At 35.8% G+C, this 20720-nt stretch carries 24 protein-coding genes and 1 riboswitch; of the genes, 9 read left to right on the forward strand and 15 right to left on the reverse strand.

Annotated elements, in window-relative coordinates; all coding sequences use genetic code 11:
• Window positions 1-13: 13 nt before the first annotated feature.
• The 5 genes from KI338_RS09520 to KI338_RS09540 all read right to left on the reverse strand — a co-directional run bounded on the left by KI338_RS09520 (window position 14) and on the right by KI338_RS09540 (window position 3624).
• On the reverse strand, window positions 14-1288 hold the full coding sequence (locus KI338_RS09520; protein WP_212920772.1) for a S41 family peptidase: 1275 nt from the start codon (window positions 1286-1288) through the stop codon (window positions 14-16).
• 228 nt (window positions 1289-1516) lie between these two features.
• Window positions 1517-1690 carry a hypothetical protein gene (locus KI338_RS09525; RefSeq protein WP_212920773.1) on the reverse strand — a complete coding sequence of 58 codons (174 nt, stop codon included), beginning with the start codon at window positions 1688-1690 and terminating at the stop codon, window positions 1517-1519.
• Between the two features lie 56 nt (window positions 1691-1746).
• Window positions 1747-2382, reverse strand: a complete 636-nt coding sequence (locus tag KI338_RS09530) for a Vat family streptogramin A O-acetyltransferase (protein WP_212920774.1) — start codon at window positions 2380-2382, stop codon at window positions 1747-1749.
• Between the two features lie 48 nt (window positions 2383-2430).
• Window positions 2431-3153 (reverse strand): GNAT family N-acetyltransferase, encoded by a 723-nt coding sequence (locus KI338_RS09535; protein ID WP_244853528.1) that lies wholly within the window; start codon window positions 3151-3153, stop codon window positions 2431-2433.
• Window positions 3154-3231: 78 nt separating this feature from the next.
• A complete protein-coding gene (locus KI338_RS09540; protein ID WP_212920775.1) occupies window positions 3232-3624 on the reverse strand; it encodes a hypothetical protein in 393 nt (130 codons plus the stop codon).
• A 430-nt stretch (window positions 3625-4054) separates the two neighbouring features.
• Between KI338_RS09540 and KI338_RS09545 the strand changes: the two genes are divergently transcribed.
• Both KI338_RS09545 and KI338_RS09550 read left to right on the forward strand, forming a co-directional pair.
• Window positions 4055-4285: a PF20097 family protein gene (locus KI338_RS09545; protein WP_212920776.1), complete on the forward strand. Its 231-nt coding sequence runs from the start codon at window positions 4055-4057 to the stop codon at window positions 4283-4285.
• A gap of 21 nt (window positions 4286-4306) precedes the next feature.
• A complete protein-coding gene (locus KI338_RS09550; protein ID WP_212920777.1) occupies window positions 4307-4657 on the forward strand; it encodes a VOC family protein in 351 nt (116 codons plus the stop codon).
• A gap of 422 nt (window positions 4658-5079) precedes the next feature.
• Here the strand turns inward: KI338_RS09550 and KI338_RS09555 are convergent, their stop codons facing one another.
• From KI338_RS09555 to KI338_RS09570, 4 genes are read right to left on the reverse strand one after another with little or no spacing between them, the layout of a single operon-like run.
• Window positions 5080-6198 (reverse strand): ABC transporter permease, encoded by a 1119-nt coding sequence (locus KI338_RS09555; protein ID WP_212920778.1) that lies wholly within the window; start codon window positions 6196-6198, stop codon window positions 5080-5082.
• Window positions 6195-7079, reverse strand: a complete 885-nt coding sequence (locus tag KI338_RS09560; protein WP_212920779.1) for an ABC transporter ATP-binding protein — start codon at window positions 7077-7079, stop codon at window positions 6195-6197. The genes KI338_RS09555 and KI338_RS09560 overlap by 4 nt, the downstream gene beginning before the upstream one ends.
• 18 nt (window positions 7080-7097) lie before the next feature.
• Window positions 7098-8375: an ABC transporter permease subunit gene (locus KI338_RS09565; RefSeq protein WP_212920780.1), complete on the reverse strand. Its 1278-nt coding sequence runs from the start codon at window positions 8373-8375 to the stop codon at window positions 7098-7100.
• A 23-nt stretch (window positions 8376-8398) separates the two neighbouring features.
• The gene (locus KI338_RS09570; protein WP_212920781.1) at window positions 8399-8944 is read right to left on the reverse strand and encodes a hypothetical protein; all 546 of its coding nucleotides are present in this window, start codon (window positions 8942-8944) and stop codon (window positions 8399-8401) included.
• A 182-nt stretch (window positions 8945-9126) separates the two neighbouring features.
• Here KI338_RS09570 and KI338_RS09575 point away from each other — a divergent pair, with 182 nt between their 5' ends.
• The 4 genes from KI338_RS09575 (at window position 9127) to KI338_RS09590 (ending at window position 12225) form a co-directional block, all read left to right on the forward strand.
• Window positions 9127-9849 carry an ABC transporter ATP-binding protein gene (locus tag KI338_RS09575; protein ID WP_212920782.1) on the forward strand — a complete coding sequence of 241 codons (723 nt, stop codon included), beginning with the start codon at window positions 9127-9129 and terminating at the stop codon, window positions 9847-9849.
• Window positions 9846-10598, forward strand: coding sequence for an ABC transporter permease (locus KI338_RS09580; protein ID WP_212920783.1), 753 nt, complete (start codon window positions 9846-9848; stop codon window positions 10596-10598). Before KI338_RS09575 ends, KI338_RS09580 begins: the two co-directional genes overlap by 4 nt.
• A gap of 100 nt (window positions 10599-10698) precedes the next feature.
• Entirely contained in the window at window positions 10699-11631 is a 933-nt protein-coding gene (locus KI338_RS09585; RefSeq protein WP_212920784.1) for an aldo/keto reductase, read from the forward strand.
• A gap of 165 nt (window positions 11632-11796) precedes the next feature.
• Window positions 11797-12225 carry a MarR family winged helix-turn-helix transcriptional regulator gene (locus tag KI338_RS09590; RefSeq protein ID WP_212920785.1) on the forward strand — a complete coding sequence of 143 codons (429 nt, stop codon included), beginning with the start codon at window positions 11797-11799 and terminating at the stop codon, window positions 12223-12225.
• A 61-nt stretch (window positions 12226-12286) separates the two neighbouring features.
• Here the strand turns inward: KI338_RS09590 and KI338_RS09595 are convergent, their stop codons facing one another.
• Window positions 12287-13150: a VOC family protein gene (locus KI338_RS09595; RefSeq protein ID WP_212920786.1), complete on the reverse strand. Its 864-nt coding sequence runs from the start codon at window positions 13148-13150 to the stop codon at window positions 12287-12289.
• A gap of 189 nt (window positions 13151-13339) precedes the next feature.
• A riboswitch (PreQ1 riboswitch) is annotated at window positions 13340-13384 on the forward strand.
• A gap of 7 nt (window positions 13385-13391) precedes the next feature.
• On the opposite strand from KI338_RS09595, the gene KI338_RS09600 reads away from it, so the two are divergent.
• Window positions 13392-13877, forward strand: a complete 486-nt coding sequence (locus KI338_RS09600) for a QueT transporter family protein (RefSeq protein ID WP_212920787.1) — start codon at window positions 13392-13394, stop codon at window positions 13875-13877.
• 44 nt (window positions 13878-13921) lie between these two features.
• Here KI338_RS09600 and KI338_RS09605 read toward each other — a convergent pair whose 3' ends face one another.
• The 3 genes from KI338_RS09605 to aac(6') form a co-directional block, all read right to left on the reverse strand.
• Window positions 13922-14509: a lysophospholipid acyltransferase family protein gene (locus KI338_RS09605; protein WP_212920788.1), complete on the reverse strand. Its 588-nt coding sequence runs from the start codon at window positions 14507-14509 to the stop codon at window positions 13922-13924.
• Window positions 14510-14598: 89 nt separating this feature from the next.
• Window positions 14599-15645: a mechanosensitive ion channel family protein gene (locus tag KI338_RS09610; RefSeq protein ID WP_212920789.1), complete on the reverse strand. Its 1047-nt coding sequence runs from the start codon at window positions 15643-15645 to the stop codon at window positions 14599-14601.
• A 72-nt stretch (window positions 15646-15717) separates the two neighbouring features.
• Window positions 15718-16167, reverse strand: a complete 450-nt coding sequence (gene aac(6') / locus KI338_RS09615; RefSeq protein ID WP_212920790.1) for an aminoglycoside 6'-N-acetyltransferase — start codon at window positions 16165-16167, stop codon at window positions 15718-15720.
• A gap of 177 nt (window positions 16168-16344) precedes the next feature.
• Between aac(6') and KI338_RS09620 the strand changes: the two genes are divergently transcribed.
• The gene (locus KI338_RS09620; protein ID WP_212920791.1) at window positions 16345-17970 is read left to right on the forward strand and encodes a catalase; all 1626 of its coding nucleotides are present in this window, start codon (window positions 16345-16347) and stop codon (window positions 17968-17970) included.
• Window positions 17971-18167: 197 nt separating this feature from the next.
• Here the strand turns inward: KI338_RS09620 and KI338_RS09625 are convergent, their stop codons facing one another.
• On the reverse strand, window positions 18168-18464 hold the full coding sequence (locus tag KI338_RS09625; RefSeq protein ID WP_212920792.1) for an iron-sulfur cluster assembly accessory protein: 297 nt from the start codon (window positions 18462-18464) through the stop codon (window positions 18168-18170).
• A 177-nt stretch (window positions 18465-18641) separates the two neighbouring features.
• On the opposite strand from KI338_RS09625, the gene KI338_RS09630 reads away from it, so the two are divergent.
• Window positions 18642-19307, forward strand: coding sequence for a GntR family transcriptional regulator (locus KI338_RS09630; protein WP_212920793.1), 666 nt, complete (start codon window positions 18642-18644; stop codon window positions 19305-19307).
• A gap of 38 nt (window positions 19308-19345) precedes the next feature.
• Here the strand turns inward: KI338_RS09630 and brnQ are convergent, their stop codons facing one another.
• Window positions 19346-20704, reverse strand: a complete 1359-nt coding sequence (gene brnQ, locus KI338_RS09635; protein WP_212920794.1) for a branched-chain amino acid transport system II carrier protein — start codon at window positions 20702-20704, stop codon at window positions 19346-19348.
• Window positions 20705-20720: the final 16 nt, after the last annotated feature.

Here is a 20720-nt window from a genome sequence, read left to right on the forward strand (position 1 = left end):
CGAATATCCCCCTTTATACTACTTCTAAATTCTTTAAAATACGTATTGCCTCTTCCATATCAACATCCTTATATATATGCTCTGGTGACCACGGAATATAGATATCGGGTTTTATACCCGGATTAGACAAAGATCCCCGATGATCTAATGACTTTAACCTTGATGTAGGATAGTATAATTCAAATACATCATGCCACTTTTTAATAGCTAAGTTGGAATAATCATTGAGTCCCATTGTTGGTCTTCCCACGACTATTACCTTTGGTGACTTCTTGCATAAGTAAACGAAAATATCCCCAGCACTGCCACAATAGTTATCAATTAATAGAATAATATTTTCAGGACTCCTTAGCCCCTTCATGTCTACCTCAACAAATTTTCCTTCAAAGGAAACAAATCCTTTTCCTTTATTCTTTACCCATGTTTCTTTCCATTGTTCGAGACTTTTACGATGCTCTTCATTGTCAATTTTATCGAGTCCATCATTGATTGATTCAATCATTAATTCTGCATTTCGGTCTGTACAATTAAATTCCATTTCATAATCAAGAAAATCAATTTTCATCGAACCACTTGGGAAAATATATTTTTCCAGGCTGGCATAAGCTAATGTACTACCACCATAATTAACTCTGACATCAATAATAAGATTCTTCTTTTGCTTAAGTTCACTCTTATATTGATTTACTAATTCTTCTATTGGATCGGCACTAAAAAAGTCTGTTATTTTCAGACATAATGTATCTGAATCGACTTTTGTTATGGAATGTTCTGGGACGTACTCCGCTTTTTCATACCTTTTCAATTCCATTAACTGTTTTTTTCCTTTGGTATCCAGCACCTCAGCTATACTGTACTTTTGAATTATTTTTCTCCAATCCTCTCGTTCGGCCTTAGTTTCCATTAACTCACGTTGATGTCTTTCTACTAAATCTTGAATGGGGATATTATTAAGCGAAATAATTGCATCCCCAAGCTTTAAACGCTGTTCTTTACTTACAGAAGTTATGTACAATTTATCCTTAAACCTTCTAACTCTAAACCCATAATCGATTTCCTTCTGTTCATCAGATTTACTAATTTGAAAGAACAAATGAGGATCCTTAAAATCGATTAGGTAGTCTTCAACGATTTCAGCAAACAAATTGGTATTTAGTTCTCCACTGTATTCCAAATTCATGATCTTCTTTTCAAATTCCTGTGGATTGTCCCATCCTTTTTTATCAATATAACCCGCATAATCGTTATGCATCATGTGAACTATCTCTTGAAAGATTTCCAAATACAAAGAACACCCTCCAATTTCAATGGAATATAAGTTTAAACCATAGTAAGCTTGACCAGATTCTTTAAATCGTTAACTTATTATCCTTTTCTCGTTATCGTATATTAACTAAACTTTCCAGTAAGTACTAAATCCCTTAAGCTGAATATTAGCATAATATTCAGTATATATGTTTGAAAAATAAAGACCATCTATATGATGATCCTTTCCCAATCTCTTGCACGTGTTTGATTAAGAGGATAAATTTTTTCCTCTCCTACTTCTTACAATAAAACTAGCAAGAAATAAACATCCAAAACCTAATATTTTCATTATTATATGACCGATTTCTCCCATATCACCAATGGTTAGTGAAAACAAAACTGCTCCAATCAAAATAAGCAGAATAGCAAGAACCCATTTCAAACTATCAATCTCCCTTATTTACACCATTTTAGTCCACCCATTTTGCTCATAATGAGCTAAGAAATTGCTTTAATCTTTGTCAGATCTCCACTACATAGGGCCTCAAGATTATCAAAAATCTTACGAGCAGGCCAATCCCACCATTTCATGGTAAGGAGAAAATCAATAAGCTCGTCATCAAATCTTTTTTTAATAATTTTGCAAGGATTTCCGCCTGCAATATGATATGGAGGAACATCTTTTACAACGACAGAATTGGCTGCAATGATAGCTCCATCACCAATATGTACTCCTGGCATAACCGTGACATTTTGACCGATCCACACATCGTTTCCAACTATCGTGTCACCTTTAAAGGGTAATTCAGCAAGTGTTGGAGTTGATTTCTCCCAGCCATTGCCCATAATGTTAAATGGATACGTTGTGACACTGCACATTCTATGGTTTGCACCATTCATTACAAATTCAATTCCCTTTGCTATTGCGCAAAATTTTCCGATAATCAGTTTATCTCCAATAAATTCATAGTGATGTGTAACATGCTCTTCAAACTTTTCAGCACCATTTATATCGTCATAGTATGTGTAGTCACCAACAGTAATATTGGGGCGGGTTATCACGTTTTTAATAAAGCATATACTTTTAATATTCTCATTTGGGTAGATTGAATTCGGATCAGGTCCAAATTGCATATTTAAATTCCCCCTTTACGCTTCAGCTAGCATACTATTTAAATTTTGTTAACCAGAGTAAACTAATGAAATAACTGTATTCTTACTCTCAATACATCCATTATCGATCATTATTTTTCGCATCGGATTATTGTTAATTTCCGTTGCACCGAGGTAAGAGACTGCGTTGAAATCATTTCGCAGCCTATATAGCCCTATTAGGTGTAGATCCTTACCAAGTCCCCTCCCTTGAAATTTAGGGTGAATACCTATCCAAAAAATACGTCCTTCCTTGTCCCTATCTGGTTCAAGGTGAGGAAATACCACTCCAACAGGCTCATTTTCAACTACATAAACAGTGAACATTCTCTGGACTTGTGAAGGCAATTCCGTTTTCATACTCATCAAAAATTTTGCTGTATCATCTATATTCCTATCCATTACTTCAGATAGAAATAAAACTGATTTCCTCTCATTGATTGGCCATACCTCGTAATCTAATTTCCTAATATTTATTGGGTGTCTTAGCGAACTTCTATAAATAACCCTTTCACCTTTAATCTTCATCTTAGCCTTCGTGCAATTTAATCGTTGCAAATGAAGTCTAGGACATTCTAACAACACTTTTTTAAAATTCCTGTTCTCCATTTTGTTTAAGAGATCATTAATAAGACCATCGATTTGGTTGGCTTCACTGATGATGTCTTCTAATATTTCCAAAATAATTTGTTCATCACTAATAATACTATGCACGCCAAATTCTTTTAGTTGGTTTAGTATTGTAATCATCATTAGTACTCCTTTTTGTCCTCTTGTTGTTCTATTTCTGCTTGTTAGCTGAGTAGAAAACACCACAATATGAAGCAGGTTTTATCTCTCTTTTTTCACAAAATACCCTAATAAAAAATAAATAATGCCCATAAAAAGAATCCAAACTTCATATTTAGTTCCTAGAGACCCTATCGAAATAAAATAAATAACAAGAAATGCAATTCCCATTATCAAGCAGAATCCAAGGTACGCCATTCTCAAACCTTTAAATTTCAAGCCAAAACAACCTATTCCTGTTAATATACCTAAAATACAAACACATAATATAATCCCAATAGAAAGTATGTCTGTACCTGTTCTATCAACAATAGAGCCGAGTGCATTTCCTAAAGATGTTCCAACTACATATAAAAAGCCATAACCAAAGGATGTTACTACCATTAAAGTCCCTAAAACAATTCCTATGGTTTTTGATAAATTATATTTCTTCATTTTTTCTCCTTCTTCTTTAAATGTTATTCTCAATTCAAATAGCTAAAAGTATCAATTTAAGAAATTTAAAATTTGTATAACTGCTCTTTCGTTTTTATACACGTATCCACAAATCCTTATCGTAATCATAACATGGTTGCCAATAAATTCTAAATTATCTTTTAAATACTTAATATTATATACCAAATAACAGAACATGGATTACATTGAAAGTAACAAAAATACACTATTATTTATAAAGTTACTTTAGAGATATTGGTAATCCTATCAAATTCGGGGTTATTGTAAGGGACTTTGAGTTAAGAATTGAATCTTTATGTTAAAATAAACTTAACATTTAGAATAATAAGTACTTCGACTAAGGGGCAATTTAATTCAAGAAGGGAAATGGTAGAAAAATTAGAAAGATGGGAAAGGAAGTGTACTAAATATGAACAATACTGTAAGATGTCCTGAATGTAGTAATGAGGTAAAGCAGGGGTATATTTTTTCTCCTCGCAGAATTTGTTGGTCAGAATCGGCTGATTCAATCATTTACGATTCTGGAAGTGAAGTATTAATGGGTGATTCAATTTTTAAAATAAAGAAAATCCCTGCATTAAGATGTAAAAAATGTAATTTAGTTATTTTTAAATACCAACAAAACAAGATAAAAAAGTAGTATTTTAAGGAGAGTGTACTAATGAAGGTCATTCGAATAGTTGCCAATGTTGAGACTCAGGAAATATCTAAAGCAAAGTACTTTTACGGGGAAGTGCTTGGACTTGATGAACTGATGGATATGGGATTTATTGCGACTTTCGGTTCGCATGAGAAAATGGAGACTCAAATAAGCTTTCTTTCTGAGGGTGGTTCAGGGACACCTGTGCCTGATTTGTCAATTGAAGTTGATGATCTCGATGATGCACTTACTCGCATAAAAAAAGCAGATATTCCAATTGAGTATGGACCAATTGAGGAACCGTGGGGGGTTCGACGTTTCTTTGTAAAAGATCCATTCGGTAAGCTTGTTAATATTCTTAGCCATCTTTAAATAAATGAGATGACAGATGTGTTGAATATCGACTTTAATAAGGTGTTTTTGTTGAATAGAAACAAATGAGTTACTTCTACACTTTACGACCATAATGTGTAATAAAAGAAAAGGTGCTTTAGTTTAACAAGACAATATAGACAATACGGTTTTTAAGTGACAAGGCTGGTAAATAAAGGCAACATAGTAAAGAACATATTTTTGTCTATATAATGGAATTCCAATAACTGTAAAAAGAGTGCATTCCTTTATTATAATAAAGCTCTAGATTTGGAACGGTATAGTGGTTTAGTACCGTATTCTAATATAGAACTATTTTTGTATATAACGACGAGTCCGTTACTAATGTTAAATAATAGCAAACGCCTGTGAAATCACAAAATTCCACAGGCGTTCAGTAAATTTCCTTAACATAGTAAGATTTATTCCACCTTACTCTTCCTGATCTTCTGCCTAGCTACTAAATAAAAAATAGCTGTCAATACAAGAATAGCTGGAACTCCTTGCCACCAAACCCTTCCATTTTGAAATTGAATACTTTCTCCTGGTAATAAATATTGAAATGGATTGAACCAAGCTAATGGATTCCACGAAGCAATTGTAGTCAATCCATAACCAGCTAGTAATATTCCTAAGACACCAGAAAGTGTGGCTAATGTATGTTTAAAGAACAAACTAAGCAATAAACAAAGAGAAATTATCATGAGTATACTTACCGATACCATACTAATTGCTAATTGCATATATTCCGATATGGTTAAAAGTTCTATCCGCTGATTTACTTCTATTACAATAGGATAATTAAATGACCCTTTATATCCAAAAACATACCCAATAATTGAGGTTACTACTAATAAATATCCGATTGTTATTACATAAATAATAATCGAACTCCAGAATTTACTTGAAATAATGTGCGTACGATTCAATGGCTGAGTAAACAATAAATTAATAGAACGATTCTCAAATTCAGATGACATAATTTCCCCTACTAATAACAAGACAATAAGAATCGCCCCAAAACTAATAAACAAATCTACCACTTGTTTAATAAAATTCGGAAACGCTCTACTATAGACTTCATGTTCAGGAGGGATATTCGAATCGAGCAATTTTTCGTTTAATGCTAAAGAATAGGAAATTTCCTGAAAGGTTAACGAATGATCCCCACCCTTCTCTTTATACTCCTTAGCAGTCGAATAGTACTCATTCTGTAGTCTCAACCTTTCCTGAAACTGATTAGGTGCTAGTAAATTCCTTGTTTCATATAAATTATTAATCATCGCACTATTTAACCGTTGAAGTTCCTTATGCTCTTCATTCTCTGGGGCATCCTCGAGAATAGATTGATGAATCTTTGCATTAGAGAAATTACTCTCTAATAGCTCATCAATCCGTTCTCTGGCCTCTTTTTCAATAGATGATTCAAATATGATATTACGAGCCATCAGAAAAGCTACACAAATAACAATTCCGATTAAGATATACAAGAACTTTTTACTAAAAACTATCTTTTTTAACTCGAATGACAGTAGCCTCATGAGGATAGCTCCTCTTCAAACAACTCACGATACCGCTTCTCTGCACCTACTTTTTGTACTTCTATATCTGTAATCGCAACATCATTGTTATTCAACGAATCAATAAAGCTCTGCAGGTCAATATCTGTTTCTTCAAATCCCAATTGAAGCTGGTCAGTTATGGAGAAAGAAATATTCCTTTCGTTTAAGCCCTTTTTGGCCTTTTCGATATCACTTACTGTGACTAAATACCGTTTCGATGATATGTCTTTTAGGGATTCCTTTAAAAGTGCGCCATCCTTCATAAAGTAAATCGTATTCGTTAATCGATCAATTTCATCTAAATTATGGGAAGAAACAATAATTGATGTCCCTTCCTTATGTAACTCTAGTAAAATCTCGCGCATATTAATCGCACTAGTTGGATCTAGTCCGTTTATTGGTTCATCCATTAATAAAAGCTTTGGTTCATTAATAATAACCATGGCGAGTAGTAGATGCTGTTTCATCCCAAGAGAATAATTACGGACTCGCTTTTTCAAGTACTTTTCCATACCAACACGCTCCGCCACCTCTTTAATCTTAGAATTAGCTATTTTTTGTACACTACAAATAAATTTCAAATGATCATAGCCCGTTAGATTTCCATATAGGATACGGTTATCCTGTAAATAAGATACTTGATGAAAAAGGGACGCATCGGTATGCTTCTTTCCTAACAACGTTACTTCTCCTTCTTGAAAGGAAAGGAGATTGGTCATGCAATTCAATAAAGTAGTCTTCCCTGAACCGTTTGGACCTACTAAAGCAATAATCTGTGGTGTCTCTATTTTTATATCTATTCCTTTTAACACCATTTGCTTTTTATATCGTTTCTTTAAATTGCTCACATCTACAATCACGTCATCACTCCCATTTCTCTAATTACCCATCTTAGTTTGCAGGCTATATACAACATACGTTACAACTAATAGAACAAAACTAGAAATACTTAATGAAATCATTCCGTTTGTAAAAGTGATATTAAAATTAGCCATATTTAGTGCTAATTCATTTGTTAATACTTCAAATACGGAGAAATATTGAAATGGGATATAATGTGTCACGCTGGATGTTTGTAATACCCCACTCATTTTCAGTCCAATAAATAGCGTCGCAAGGGTTAATCCTATGGAGACAACTACACGTTTGGTCATAATCGAAAACAGGAATAAAATAGAATAACAGAATAATAGTATTAGCATAAACATACCTGCAGCTTTTATTAGAAATACTCCCATACTCATGAGCGTAAATGTTCTATCCTCACCATAGATTAGTACTGGATAGTCCCAGTCACCAAAACGATCAAAAATAATTCCAACTATTATAGAAAATCCTACTGCTGTCACCAGTATGAATATACTAACAAAAATTGCTGTTATAAATTTACTAGTTAAAATTTTATACCTACCAATCGGTTGTGTTTGCAATAAATGGAACGGTCCATGTCGGCCTAGTCCTTCCTTCGTAACAATATCTCCGAATAGGAAAAGAAAGAATATGACACCAGTAAAACTAAACAATAAACCAAACAATCGAAAGAGATAATGAATGCTGGCAGATGAATATTTATTACTATTTTCTTTTATATAATTCATTATGGATTCTGCTTCTTCTAAGCTACTACTAGAAACCTCCCTATCATATAGCGTTACATAAGAAAAGTACCTATCCACTGGCAATAGAGGTGTAACATCTTTATCTTGCATCCATTTGCTCATTTCCACAAAGGTTTCTAATGTAAATAATGTTGGATGGGTATATGTATGTGTTTCATTTTGAAATTTCTTTGTGTCAATTACTGGTTGTGTTTCTTCTATTTCTATTTGTAGTAGAGCATCCCAATTTTCTTCTTCTAATAATTCTAAAGTCGTTTGTCTTTTTCCTAACCAATCCTCATCAAACTCAATAGAAGACTGTAGTTCCATTGCTTTAGCACCTTCAGCAGATTCTAAAGCCCTTCTATTTTCTTCAAGTCTTTGTTCCGTTATTTGAATTTCTTCCTTTACTGGGCTAATTTCATCCTCAACACGGGTTGTATTGATATAAACAAACACATAATATGCAATAAAAAATACAAGCAATACTACCAAAAGTATTCGAAAAAAAATGGTATTCCACAACTTCTTTATTTCAAAAATAATTAGCTTTAACAAAAAAACACCCCCTATTCGTAGAATTACTGAACAATGATGCCAAAAACATAATAAGCTTGCCCTACTAGGTCTCCGTCCCATTGTAATTTAAGGTAGTAATAGTACCTCCCTTTTTCCATGGGTGCAGTTATTTGTCTATTATTGACTTCTACTTTTTTTTCTTCATCAAAATTAACCTGAGTTAATTCAATACTATCTGGATTGTAGATGTGGTCTGATTTAGGTTGACCACTGGTGGATATAGAAAAACTAAATACCTCACCTGGTTCTACTCCTAACGGTTCCCAACCATATAATTGCTCCTCTGGCGGATTTGGCTTCAGCGAACAGAGACTTTCCTCTTTCCAACACCAAACATCAAGAGCAACAAGCGTTGATTTTTCTTCTGTTCCTATATCAACTGTAGGCACTTCGCTCTCCCCATGACTTTCTTGGTTATCAGGTTCATTTTCAATGCTATCAGGCGACCTAACAGCCTCTTCCTTCATCCCTTTCAATGCTGGATTTTCCGCACATCCGACAAGAAATATCCCTATTATTAATAGGAAAGAAATAGAATACTTTTTCACATGAAATCCTCCAAATAATCATTTAATAATATTCAAAACCTTTCAAAAATTGTAACATAAATATAATATATTTGAAATAATTGCCCTTTCTCTTTTATATTTATAAGTTGAATGGTTAAAGAATTTAACCTCCGATTATAAGGAACATTAAAAATAGCCAAATCACATAAGGAAGTGACAAAATGAGTCAAACTGCCATTTTATTTCAAGATGTTAATTATTCTGCCGATGATCTAAAAATATTAAAAAACATTAATGGCTACTTCCCTGAGGGTAAAATCGCAACCATTGTTGGTCCATCAGGTGCTGGAAAATCAACTTTGTTTAAACTATGTAATGGATTACGTTCTCCTGATTCAGGGGAAATTCTAATTAAAGGAAAACCAATCATTAACTTTCATCCAGTAGAACTACGCAGAAAGGTAGGCATCGCATTACAAAGTGCTACAATGATAAGCGGTAGTGTATTAGAGAACCTTGAACTACCACTTAGATTGCAGGGTAAGACAATTGACATCGAATTCGCAAAAGAATTACTTCATGATGTTGGATTAGATGGGGATTTCTTGATGAGGAATGCTAAGGAGTTATCAGGTGGTCAGCAGCAAAAGCTATCCATCGCACGTACATTAGTGAATCAACCCGAAGTATTATTACTAGATGAAATTACTTCTTCCCTCGACCGAGTGTCTCAGCATGACATTGAGGAATTAATTGAAAAAATTAACGAAAAATACGGGACGACGATGATTTGGATCACCCACAATCTTGAACAAGCATTAAGAATTGGACAATACACATGGGTGATGATGAATGGGGAACTGATTGAATCGGGAGAAAGCTCCTTATTAAGGAATCCACAGGATAAACGAGTCCAAGAATTCGTAAAGGGGGAAATAGTATGAGCTATCTCGCCCTATCACTAACATTAATTTTCGTCCTTATCCCTCTAGTCCTTTCACGGACATTAAGACTTGGGTTAGAAAAGGATACACTTATTGCAACAGTTCGATCAATTATTCAATTACTAGCGGTTGGTTATGTCTTGCAATATGTATTTGAAGCGGACAATATCATTTTCCTTCTCCTCATGATTTTATTAATGATTGGGGCAGCAACCCAGAATGCTCGGAAAAAAGGAGCATCCATTCGAGGAATTACCTGGAAGCTTTTCATTACATTCGTTTTTATTGAAGCATTAACACAAAGCATCTTGCTAGGCTTTAGCATCGTGCCACCTACACCACAATATATCATCCCGATTAGTGGCATGGTAATCGGTAATTCAATGGTTTTGGGAATACTTTTTTTAAATCGTTTTACTGCTGAGATAGAAAATCGCCAAGATGAAACCGAACTGATTCTAACCTTAGGTGGGACACCAAAACAAGCAATTCATACGCAATTAATTACATCCATTAAAGCGAGTACGATTCCAACAATTGAAAGCCAAAAAACAATCGGGCTCGTCCAGTTACCTGGGATGATGAGTGGGCAAATTATAGCAGGAGCTGATCCTGTACAAGCAGTCCAATTTCAGTTGCTTATCTTATTCATTCTATTAACAACAGCAGTTGTGACCAGTATCATGCTAGGGTTTCTTTCCTACCCAACTTTATTTAACAAGCGAATGCAGTTTTTAAAGATCAGATAGCACGCTATAGGGAGCCATCCATGACGAGGTTCCCTATTTCTTGTGTTTCCTTACCCTTATTTATAAAATGAGATTAATACTTGGAAGGAGGTATTTTGTATTGTCTAAAAAAGTACGAATTGGAAAAACAGACTTGATTGTAAATCCAATTGGTCTTGGAGCAAATGCCATTGGTGGCCACAATTTATACCCAGGACTGAATGAAGAAGCCAATAGAAATCTTGTCAAAACCGCTATTGCCCAAGGACTAAATTTTATTGACACAGCTTTTAGCTATGGAAACGGTCGTTCTGAAGAGTTAGTTGGTGAAGTTTTAAAAGAAATAGGAAATCGTCACGATGTGATTATTGCAACAAAAGGTGCACAAAAATTCGTTGGGGAAGATAAGCAAATTGTTAATACCCCTGCCTTTTTGAAGGAATCCGTTGAGGCAAGTCTTAGAAGACTGCAAACAGATTATATTGACCTGTACTATATTCACTATCCCGATGAGTCTACACCAAAATATGAAGCTGTTGGTGCTTTAAAGGAATTGAAGGATGCTGGAAAAATTAGGGCAATCGGCGTATCTAACTTCTCATTAGACCAGCTTAAAGAAGCGAATCAGGATGGCTATGTGGATGTTATTCAAGGACACTATAATTTGTTGAACCGTAAAGCAGAGCAAGAGTATTTCCCATATACTTTGCAAAACCAAATTTCATTTGTTCCATATTTTCCTTTTGCATCAGGATTATTAGCTGGAAAATACAGCACAGAAACTACCTTCCAGGATTTCCGAGCGAATATGCCACATTTACAAGGCAAAGAATTTGAGGAAAATTTATCAAAGGTTGAAAAGCTACGTACGATTGCGAATGCAAAGCAAGTAGAGGTGTCCAACATTGTATTAGCATGGTATCTAGCTCAGGAAGCAATCGATACAGTGATCCCTGGAGCAAAAAAGCCTGAACAAATTCTGCAAAATTTAAAGACATTAGATGTCCAGCTTTCAGCTAGTGAAATAGAAGAAATTAGCAACATATTCTCATAGAGGGGACTATCCCCTCTTTTATCTCCTCGCCATAATCCCCAAAAGTCCGCTGATATTAATTATTTGACAAGAAAACATAAACTCCCTAAAATATACTTAATTAAAAATAATTTAATTCATAATAAATTCAGCATCATTTATAACGAAAAATAAGAAGGTGGAACCATGAGCGAAAATCTTTCCTTAAAAGCATTTATCGTTCTAATGAAGGCATCAAAATCAGTGCAAGAGCTTATTAAAAAAGATATTAGTAATTATGGAATGCGTACCTCTGACTTTGAGATATTAGAGGTTCTATATCATAAAGGAAAATTAACCGTTCGAGAAGTCTCAGAGGCTGTCCTCATCAATACGGGCTCTATCACCTATGTTATTGATAAATTAGAGAAAAAAGGACTAATTGAACGAAATAATTGTAAGGACGATAGACGTGTCGTATACATTCAGATAACTGCGGAAGGCAGGAAGTTGATGGATAATATCTTCCCACAGCATCAAAAAGTGATTGAAGCTTTATTTGATGGGATAACCGAAGAGGATAAAAAAACGATGATTGAAGTGCTAAAGACCGTTGGCCAAAAAGCTGCAAACTAAAAGGATTAATTACCAAAGTAAAGATGAGGTCTAAAACTTCCTCATCTTTATTTTTTACAAATTATTCACTAACCCTCAATTGCATCTGATTACCAGCAGGGTCTTTTACCACAGTAGAATTTCCAATCGTTTCCGTACTTACGCCTATCTCGCTAAGTCTGGCAATAATTTTTTCCTTCGTTATTTCATCTGGTACTACTAACGTAAACCAATTTAGTCCGACACTATTAGCAGCTGGAGCAGGTGCCCCTACACCATTCCAGACATTTAGCCCCAAATGATGATGATACCCACCAGTTGAAGCAAATAACGCTCCAGGATATCTTGTTACAATGTCAAACCCAAGCCCATTGACATAAAAGTTTTCTGTCTCTTCCAAATCTGCTACATGTAAATGAATATGCCCCATAACCGTATCTTTTGGTATACCATCCCAATCCTTATCACTCTCTGCTAACAGGTTGCTAGCATCTAATGCTACCGTAGCCATATCAACATGCCCATTATTCCAGTTCCAATCCATCGATGGCTTATCGCTTGCCACCTCGATACCATTACCATCTGGGTCATCAAAATAAAGTGCCTCACTTACATAATGGTCAGATGCGCCTAATCGAATAGATGGTCCCTCCGTTTGAATAAGATGCTTGAGGAAGTTTGCTAAGTCTGCACGTCTAGGTAGAAGAATTGCAAAATGATAAAGCCCTGTTGTTCTACCCACTTTTGCCATAATATCCTCCGGCTGTTCGAGGATTAGAAGTGGTTGTACCCCATCAGCAGAAAGGACTACCTTCCGTTCTGATTGCTCCAGAATCGCGAATCCAAAGACTCTTTGATAAAAAGCCAAGGACTTTGCAATATTTAAAACCTTTATATTCACTTCTCCGACAAATATGGTCGGTTTTTGAAAGAATCTCTTTTCCATAAGCAGATACTCCCTTCCAAAAAGTAACTATTATCCACTAACTTACTAATTGTAAGTATAGTTTTAATTTAAGGCTCTGTCAAGTAGTTATCCTCCTTTAAATCTTACACTAGTCTAATTTAAAGGCATTCTAGATTAAAATACATCTTTCTATTTTTAACAATTTGTACTATACTAGATAAGTTCTAGCAAGACGTGGTTCGAAACCATCCCACGTAAAAAAACTAAGGGAGAGATTAATATGAAAGCAAAGACACTCGTTGTCAATGCACTAGTAGCTGCTCTTTATATTGCAGTAACCGCACTAGTTGCACCATTCGGATTTACGAATATTCAATTTCGTATTTCTGAAATATTTAACCATCTTATTGTTTTCAATAAGAAATACTTTTTTGGAATTGTAGTTGGAGTATTCTTAGCCAATCTGTTAATGTCGCCATCCAAGCTAGACTTACTATTTGGTGTGGGACATTCCGCAATATCACTAGGGATCGTCATACTAATTTCCAAGTTTGTAAAGAATGAATGGGCATTATTAATAACAAACACTATCGTTTTTACATTTAATATGTTCATCATCGCATGGGAATTAAAAATCCTCGAACCGATTACACCATTTTTACCTACTTGGCTGACTTTGGCGGCTAGTGAATTAATAGTCTTGGCAATCGGTATTCCGATTATGTATGCATTAAATAAATCTATTAAATTCCATAAGATGATATAAAAAAATCCTTCACAGATCTCTTAAACGGGACCTGCGAAGGATTTTTATTGTATTTTTTCCTGTAACAAATTCATTTCCTTATCTAACTCTTCCATTAGAACATCCATGGCTTCCTTTTTGGATATTCCCTCAGGTAAATAAATTGGTTCTCCATAAATAAGTCTAGGCTTAATACGCTTAAATAAATCTTTAAAATTATTTGGGCCGACATATGCTGCTGGAACAATCGGCACATCTGCATGTACCGCAATGGTTACCGCACCACGTTTAAGTGGAGCACCTTCACTGGAACGTGTTCCACTAGGAAAAATCCCAACAACCTTCCCCTCTTTCAGTAGCTTTCGAGGTGTCTTGATTGCACTTGGTCCAGGATTTTCACGATCAACTGGAAAGGCATGTAAGCTCTCCATTAACCATTTCGTGAACTTCGACTGAAATAATTCCTTTTTTGCCATATAATGAATTTGTGTTGGCATCGTCGCAATTCCTAACCATAAGATATCAACAAAGCCTGTGTGAGTACATGCAATAACATAACTGCCGGATTTTGGCAGATTGTCTTTTTGATAAACTTTTATCCTTCCAAAAAGGCTAAGAAACGCCTTTACCACATTGGCTGCTAATTTATACATGTTTCTCTCCTCTATTCTTTCTCATGCTTACCTTTATTTTACCACAAACTAATAATACCTGGTACTAAATTAGTACCCGAACAAAAATATTATTTTGCTATGTCCATTACTTCTTCTTCAGCAAGAATGTCCATAATTTTAAAATTGATAGCTTCCCTAACCTCGAGATATTTTCCCCAATCTGTCGTCTTTGTAAAGAAATAAATCAAGATATCAAAACCATTGTCCATGTAATTCTCTAGATTGACCTGAATCGTTTCAGGGTGCACTTCATTGCTTTCTTGTAATAGGGAACGAATACGCTCCAATACACGTTCAATTTTTTCTCGTGGAGTATCATACTTAATCCTTAAGTAAAAGGATACTTGTCTCTTCCCCATTTTGCTCCAGTTTGTAATGGCCTCATTTGCCAGTGTATTATTGGGAAGCGTTACAAGAGCCTGGGCAGCAGTTCGAATCTTTGTACTACGGAAGGTAATATCTTCTACTTTTCCCTCGACACTTGGTGTCCGAATCCAATCACCAATTGTAAATGGTTTTTCCGAAATAATGACAATTCCTCCGACAACATTTGCTAATGCATCCTTTGCGGCTAACGATACAGCTAATCCACCCAGACCCAGACCTGCTACTAAGCCATCAATTTTATAATTAAACTCAGCTAATATAACACTAATACTTATAGCAATAATAACTACTTGTAATGCCTTTGACAGAAACGGAATCAGGATCTCATCAATATTTATCGTTGTCCTTTCATTTATATTACGAAATAAATTGGACGAGGTGGATGATAAGCGGACAAGGCCCCATGTCAGCAAAATAATCATTATTATCTTAATAGCAGTCCGAAATGCTTCATTGTCCTCATTTAAATACGGATAATAGGCAACTGCCGCATAGATCCCGAGAATAACAAACACCCACTGAACCGGCCGTTCAAATGAGCGTAAAATATTTGTCAGAAGACTGCTGTTAGAACGACTGACAAATTGCTTTAAAATAGCAAAAATATATTTGGTAAAAATTTTGCGAAACAAAAGGAATAATAAAAAGATACCTATAGCAATTCCTAAATCAATTAAATTCCATGGTGTTAAAAATGCATTCCAAAACTCATTCCAATTCCCATTCATAGAACCCGAATATCCTCCTAAAAAAAAGTAAGTTTATCATACCATATTACTGCAAGCTTTCGCATTTAAGCATTAGTCTAAGTCACGGATAAAGGTAATTAGACGTCCCGCTTCCTGAAATCCTAGGCTGATATGGAATGGATAACTATCCTTATTATCAATCTCCATATCTGAACCTACCTGCTTACATCCATGTTCAACTAACCACTTTTTCCCTTCATGAAAAAGTTTCGTAGATATTCCCCTTCTCCTATATGATGGGCTAACGTATACTCCTTCAATGTATCCTGTTGGACTTGAATCTGCTCCCTCTACATATTCTGTTCGGATAGATAAATGCATAAATGCCACTGCTTCACCATCAACTACATACAATAGAAATCTATCTTTATCGGTTTGTAGCATTTCCTCAAATTCTTGTTTAAATTCCATAAAATCATGTCCTTGCCATAATTCCATGGCTAATTTCGTAAGGCCATCCAGTTGCTTCTTTCCAGCTACTAAAATTTCTCCCAATGACAACTCAACCTTCCTCGTAAACTTTATAATAACTACTGTTAATCTTAGAATATCTTTTCAATTTAAGGGTTTCAACGTTTTTTTCCTAATCGAAAAACAACTTCCATTTTTAGGTTTATTTCGATAGGTTCTGGCAAACATAGATACTGTGAAGAATGACGATGAAAAGGAGCCAGGCAAATGGATAACAATCCTTCAAACGAGAATCACCAAACAAATATTGAAAAGGAAGATACCCTTACCACTAGGCAAGGCCATCCTGTTACCAATAACCAAAACATACGAACTGTTGGTAACCGTGGACCGGCTACATTAGAAAACTATGACTTTATCGAGAAGATCAGTCACTTTGACCGCGAGAAGGTTCCCGAGCGTATTGTTCATGCCCGAGGTGCTGGAGCACATGGTTATTTTGAAACATATGGCACAGTTGGGGATGAGCCAGTTTCTAAATACACAAGGGCAAAGGTATTTAATGGAAAAGGAAAGCGAACCCCAGTTTTTGCACGTTTTTCAACTGTCGTAGGTGGGCTTGATTCGCCTGAGACAGCACGTGACCCACGCGGATTTGCAATTAAGTTTTATACCGAAGATGGAAACTGGGATTTAGTTGGCAACAATCTTAAAATCTTTTTCATCCGTGATGCTATGAAATTCCCGGACATGATCCATGCCTTTCGTGCCGACCCAGTTACCAATATGCAAGATCCTGAAAGGTTCTTTGATTTCTGTGCCAACTCGCCTGAATCCTTTCATATGGTTACCTTTGTCTATTCCCCATGGGGAATTCCGGCAAACTATCGTATGATGCAAGGGTCAGGGGTTAACACCTATAAATGGGTTAATCAGGAAGGGAAGGCTGTCCTTGTGAAGTATCACTGGGAACCGAAACAAGGCATAAAGAACCTAACGGTTAAGGAAGCTGCCGAAATTCAAGCAAAAAGCGTTAATCATGCAACACAAGATTTATATGAAGCAATTGAACGTGGTGACTTTCCAGAATGGGAACTCTTCGTACAGATCATGGAGGATGGGCCACATCCAGAGCTAGACTTTGATCCACTTGATGATACGAAGCTATGGCCAGAAGATCAATTCCCATGGCTACCCGTAGGAAAAATGGTGTTGAATAAAAACCCAGAGAACTATTTTATGGAGGTTGAACAAGCAGCCTTTGGTACGGGTGTCCTTGTAGATGGACTGGATTTTTCCGATGACAAAATGCTACAAGGAAGGACATTTTCCTATTCTGATACACAGCGTTATCGAGTAGGGGCTAATTATTTACAGCTGCCAATTAATGCAGCAAAAAAACGTGTTGCAACAAATCAAGAAGGCGGACAGCTTCGGCACTATAATGATAAAGCACCTGGTCAAAATCCGCATGTAAACTACGAGCCTTCTATCCTCGGTGGTTTAACGGAAGCCGAGCAAGTTGGAAAGGAATATACGCCAAAAGTAGAAGGAAATCTCGTTCGCGAATCGATTGACCGAAATGATAATACGAAGCAAGCTGGTGAAACATATCGCCGCTTCGAACAATGGGAAAAGGATGAACTCATTAACAATCTAGTCAATGATTTATCCATTTGCGATAAACGTATTCAAGACAAAATGATTGCTCTTGCAGAAGAAGCTGATGAGGAATATGGTCGACGCCTTCGCGAAGGAATTGCTGCTAAAATAAAGGAAATGGGTAATACGAATATGGAAGCAGGAGAAGAATTCCACCCTCTTGGTGCTAAAGATGCCCCAGAAGCAGTCGATGATGCCATTAGAAAAGGACGGGAAGCCGATCCTTATTGATATTGTGGAGAGGTACCAGTTTGATTGGTACCTCTTCTTTTTGAGAAGAAAAAGTTATATTTAGTGAAACGCTGATATGCTGCTACTATTCGCTGATAATCATGTTCCCGAGTTCTCCAAGACCAACTTTATCGTATAAAACTACTTCAGAAACCAAAAAAAGGCAAGGAAACGTATCCTTGCCTCATGCAAACCTATTAATGATGATGTCCCATTTTAGGATTTGTAATTACCATTTCTTCCTGTGGCACATAGAAGTATTGAATCCATACTCCATCTAAATACTCGTTTCCTTTTTCCAATATAATATCGATGTCCTTGTCTGTTTTTACCACTTCATCATTTTCTGTAGGTGTATCTAATTCAATATCATAATGAGCATGGTCTCCGTGAATATGAGTAACAACGACACGAATCATTTTTCCTTGTGCCTCTTCTGACTCAAGCATCTTTTTTAAGACTTTCGCAGCATTTCTATTTATTTTACATTGCATAATAATGAACTCCTTTTACTCAAAATTTACTTTTATATTGTTTCAGTTTTAACCAAAAAACACAAATTAAACATCTTATCAAAACAACTCCCTACTTCCTTCTTTAAAAATCACATATTCATAGAATAAGTTTTCATGTATACTAGAAATAGAGATAGTTATGGAGGGGGGATTCCGTTGCCAATACCAAATAATCATACAAAACCCATTCGTACTACAGCTAAGGAAGGCGCATATAAACAACTACTTCATTGGATCATCGATGGTACCTTATACCCAGGTGAAAAGCTAAACGATACAGAGCTCGCTAATGCATTAGGTGTAAGTAGGACACCGGTCCGAGAGTCCCTACAGCTGTTAGAGTCACAAGGATTCGTTAAAATGTATCCGGGTAAGGCGACCCAAGTAACTGAAGTTGAAAAAGAGTCTATTAAAGAATTACTGCCACCATTAGCTGCATTACAGGCATTGTCAGCAGAACTTGCTATTGAGCATATCACTTCGAAAGATATCTCCTTATTAACTACTACCAACCATGCCTTCCGTGATGCACTTTACGAAAAAGACTATCATTCTGCCTTGAATATAGATGAGCAATTTCACCAGGTGATTGTGGACATTGCTAATAACGGATACATAAATAATATCGTTGAAAAGCTCCAAGCACATGTAAGAAGGCTGTTCTTTCATAACTCCATCATTCTATCGGTCAACTCTATCGACGTTCACGAGAGAATCATTCGTGCGATGGAAAAGAAGAATAAAGAAGAAGCGTCTAGCTTAATGAAACAAAACTGGCTAGGAATACTGCAAGATTTTCAACTACCAGAAAAAATTAGTTAATAAAAAAATCGGTGCCCTCATTTTGGACACCGATTTTTTTATGCCTCTACAGTCCTTCCTACCCTTGCCAATCTAGCAATAACTCCTGTAATAAGTATGACAACCACTGCTGGAACAAGCCAACCGAGGCCATTATCATAAAACGGTAGTATATCTTGATAGAAATTTACAATTGGTTGGAAGAATCCATAACCCTCTATTTCAAGAGAACTATATAACGTTTTTAGGCCGTCTACAATACTTACTAAAAACGTTACCGCGATAGTAGAAACATACACGATACGGGAATGGTGAAATAAAGGTGACAAGAATGTCAACAGCATTAAAACAACAGCCAATGGATATAAGAACATTAATACTGGTATCGAGTACGTAATAATATTCGTTAATCCAAAATTAGCAATCACAAAAGTTAATACAGTAAAGAAAATAACGAGCGTTTTATAGCTAAACCTCGGTAACAACCGGTGAAAGTATTCCCCACATGCTGTAATTAAACCAATATTTGTCGTTAGACATGCTAATATCATGACAACCCCTAGTAAAATTGAACCAAAAATACCAAAATAATAATCCGCTGCACTACTTAAGACAAGTCCACCAGTGTCAAAAAGTCCAAACTCCTCGACGCTTACAGATCCCAAGTACGAAATTCCGAGATAAATTAATCCTAAAAACGTAATTGCTATTAAACCAGTTTTGGTGGTTGCTGCAAGAATACCTCTTTTGGTTGTGACTCCCAACGAACGGATTGCATTAATCACAATGATTCCAAAAACTAATGATGCCAAAGCATCCATTGTATTATATCCCTCTAGAAAACCAGTAGTAAAAGGACTGCTTTGATATACTCCTACTGGAGATTGAGGTGTCCCTAACGGTTTTATAATGACAAGAATAAGAAGAATAGCAAGTAATACAACAATACCAGGAGCTAGAATTTTCCCTACATTATCTACAATTTTTGCCGGATTTAAGGAAAGCCATAGCGTAATGGCAGAGAATATAAGTGTAAATAAGAATAATCCCAACGAATGTGAACCCTCACCTAAATGCGGTAAAATAGCTACATCAAACGCAACTGCCCCTGTTCTTGGTGATGCAAAGAAGGGTCCAATTGTTAAATATAGTAAAGTTGTAAAGAACACACCATAAGCCGGATGTACCCGACCGGAAAGTTCTTGCAAGTCTTTACTTCCGGAAAAACCCATAGCGAGTATTCCTAAAAAAGGTAATCCTACTCCGGTTACTAGAAATCCTAGAGCAGCTAGCCATAAATTCGTTCCTGCTGCTTGTCCTAACTGAGCCGGAAAAATTAAGTTCCCCGCTCCAAAGAACAAGGCAAAAAGCATTGTACCTATAACTAAATACGATGAAAATGATAGTTTTTTCGTCAATTGTCTCTCTCCTGTT

Origin of the sequence: Ornithinibacillus bavariensis, from assembly GCF_018333235.1 — a bacterium.
Classification (GTDB): Bacteria; Bacillota; Bacilli; order Bacillales; family Amphibacillaceae; genus Ornithinibacillus; species Ornithinibacillus bavariensis.

What these genes read in the sequence shown, in the direction of transcription:
- KI338_RS09530 (WP_212920774.1), bottom strand. Translation starts at nt 2,382, where the DNA reads ATGCAATTTGGACCTGATCCGAATTCAATCTACCCAAATGAGAATATT.
- KI338_RS09535 (WP_244853528.1), bottom strand. Translation starts at nt 3,153, where the DNA reads ATGATGATTACAATACTAAACCAACTAAAAGAATTTGGCGTGCATAGT.
- KI338_RS09540 (WP_212920775.1), bottom strand. Translation starts at nt 3,624, where the DNA reads ATGAAGAAATATAATTTATCAAAAACCATAGGAATTGTTTTAGGGACT.
- KI338_RS09545 (WP_212920776.1), top strand. Translation starts at nt 4,055, where the DNA reads ATGAACAATACTGTAAGATGTCCTGAATGTAGTAATGAGGTAAAGCAG.
- KI338_RS09550 (WP_212920777.1), top strand. Translation starts at nt 4,307, where the DNA reads ATGAAGGTCATTCGAATAGTTGCCAATGTTGAGACTCAGGAAATATCT.
- KI338_RS09555 (WP_212920778.1), bottom strand. Translation starts at nt 6,198, where the DNA reads ATGAGGCTACTGTCATTCGAGTTAAAAAAGATAGTTTTTAGTAAAAAG.
- KI338_RS09575 (WP_212920782.1), top strand. Translation starts at nt 9,127, where the DNA reads ATGAGTCAAACTGCCATTTTATTTCAAGATGTTAATTATTCTGCCGAT.
- KI338_RS09580 (WP_212920783.1), top strand. Translation starts at nt 9,846, where the DNA reads ATGAGCTATCTCGCCCTATCACTAACATTAATTTTCGTCCTTATCCCT.
- KI338_RS09590 (WP_212920785.1), top strand. Translation starts at nt 11,797, where the DNA reads ATGAGCGAAAATCTTTCCTTAAAAGCATTTATCGTTCTAATGAAGGCA.
- KI338_RS09595 (WP_212920786.1), bottom strand. Translation starts at nt 13,150, where the DNA reads ATGGAAAAGAGATTCTTTCAAAAACCGACCATATTTGTCGGAGAAGTG.
- KI338_RS09600 (WP_212920787.1), top strand. Translation starts at nt 13,392, where the DNA reads ATGAAAGCAAAGACACTCGTTGTCAATGCACTAGTAGCTGCTCTTTAT.
- KI338_RS09605 (WP_212920788.1), bottom strand. Translation starts at nt 14,509, where the DNA reads ATGTATAAATTAGCAGCCAATGTGGTAAAGGCGTTTCTTAGCCTTTTT.
- KI338_RS09610 (WP_212920789.1), bottom strand. Translation starts at nt 15,645, where the DNA reads ATGAATGGGAATTGGAATGAGTTTTGGAATGCATTTTTAACACCATGG.
- KI338_RS09620 (WP_212920791.1), top strand. Translation starts at nt 16,345, where the DNA reads ATGGATAACAATCCTTCAAACGAGAATCACCAAACAAATATTGAAAAG.
- KI338_RS09625 (WP_212920792.1), bottom strand. Translation starts at nt 18,464, where the DNA reads ATGCAATGTAAAATAAATAGAAATGCTGCGAAAGTCTTAAAAAAGATG.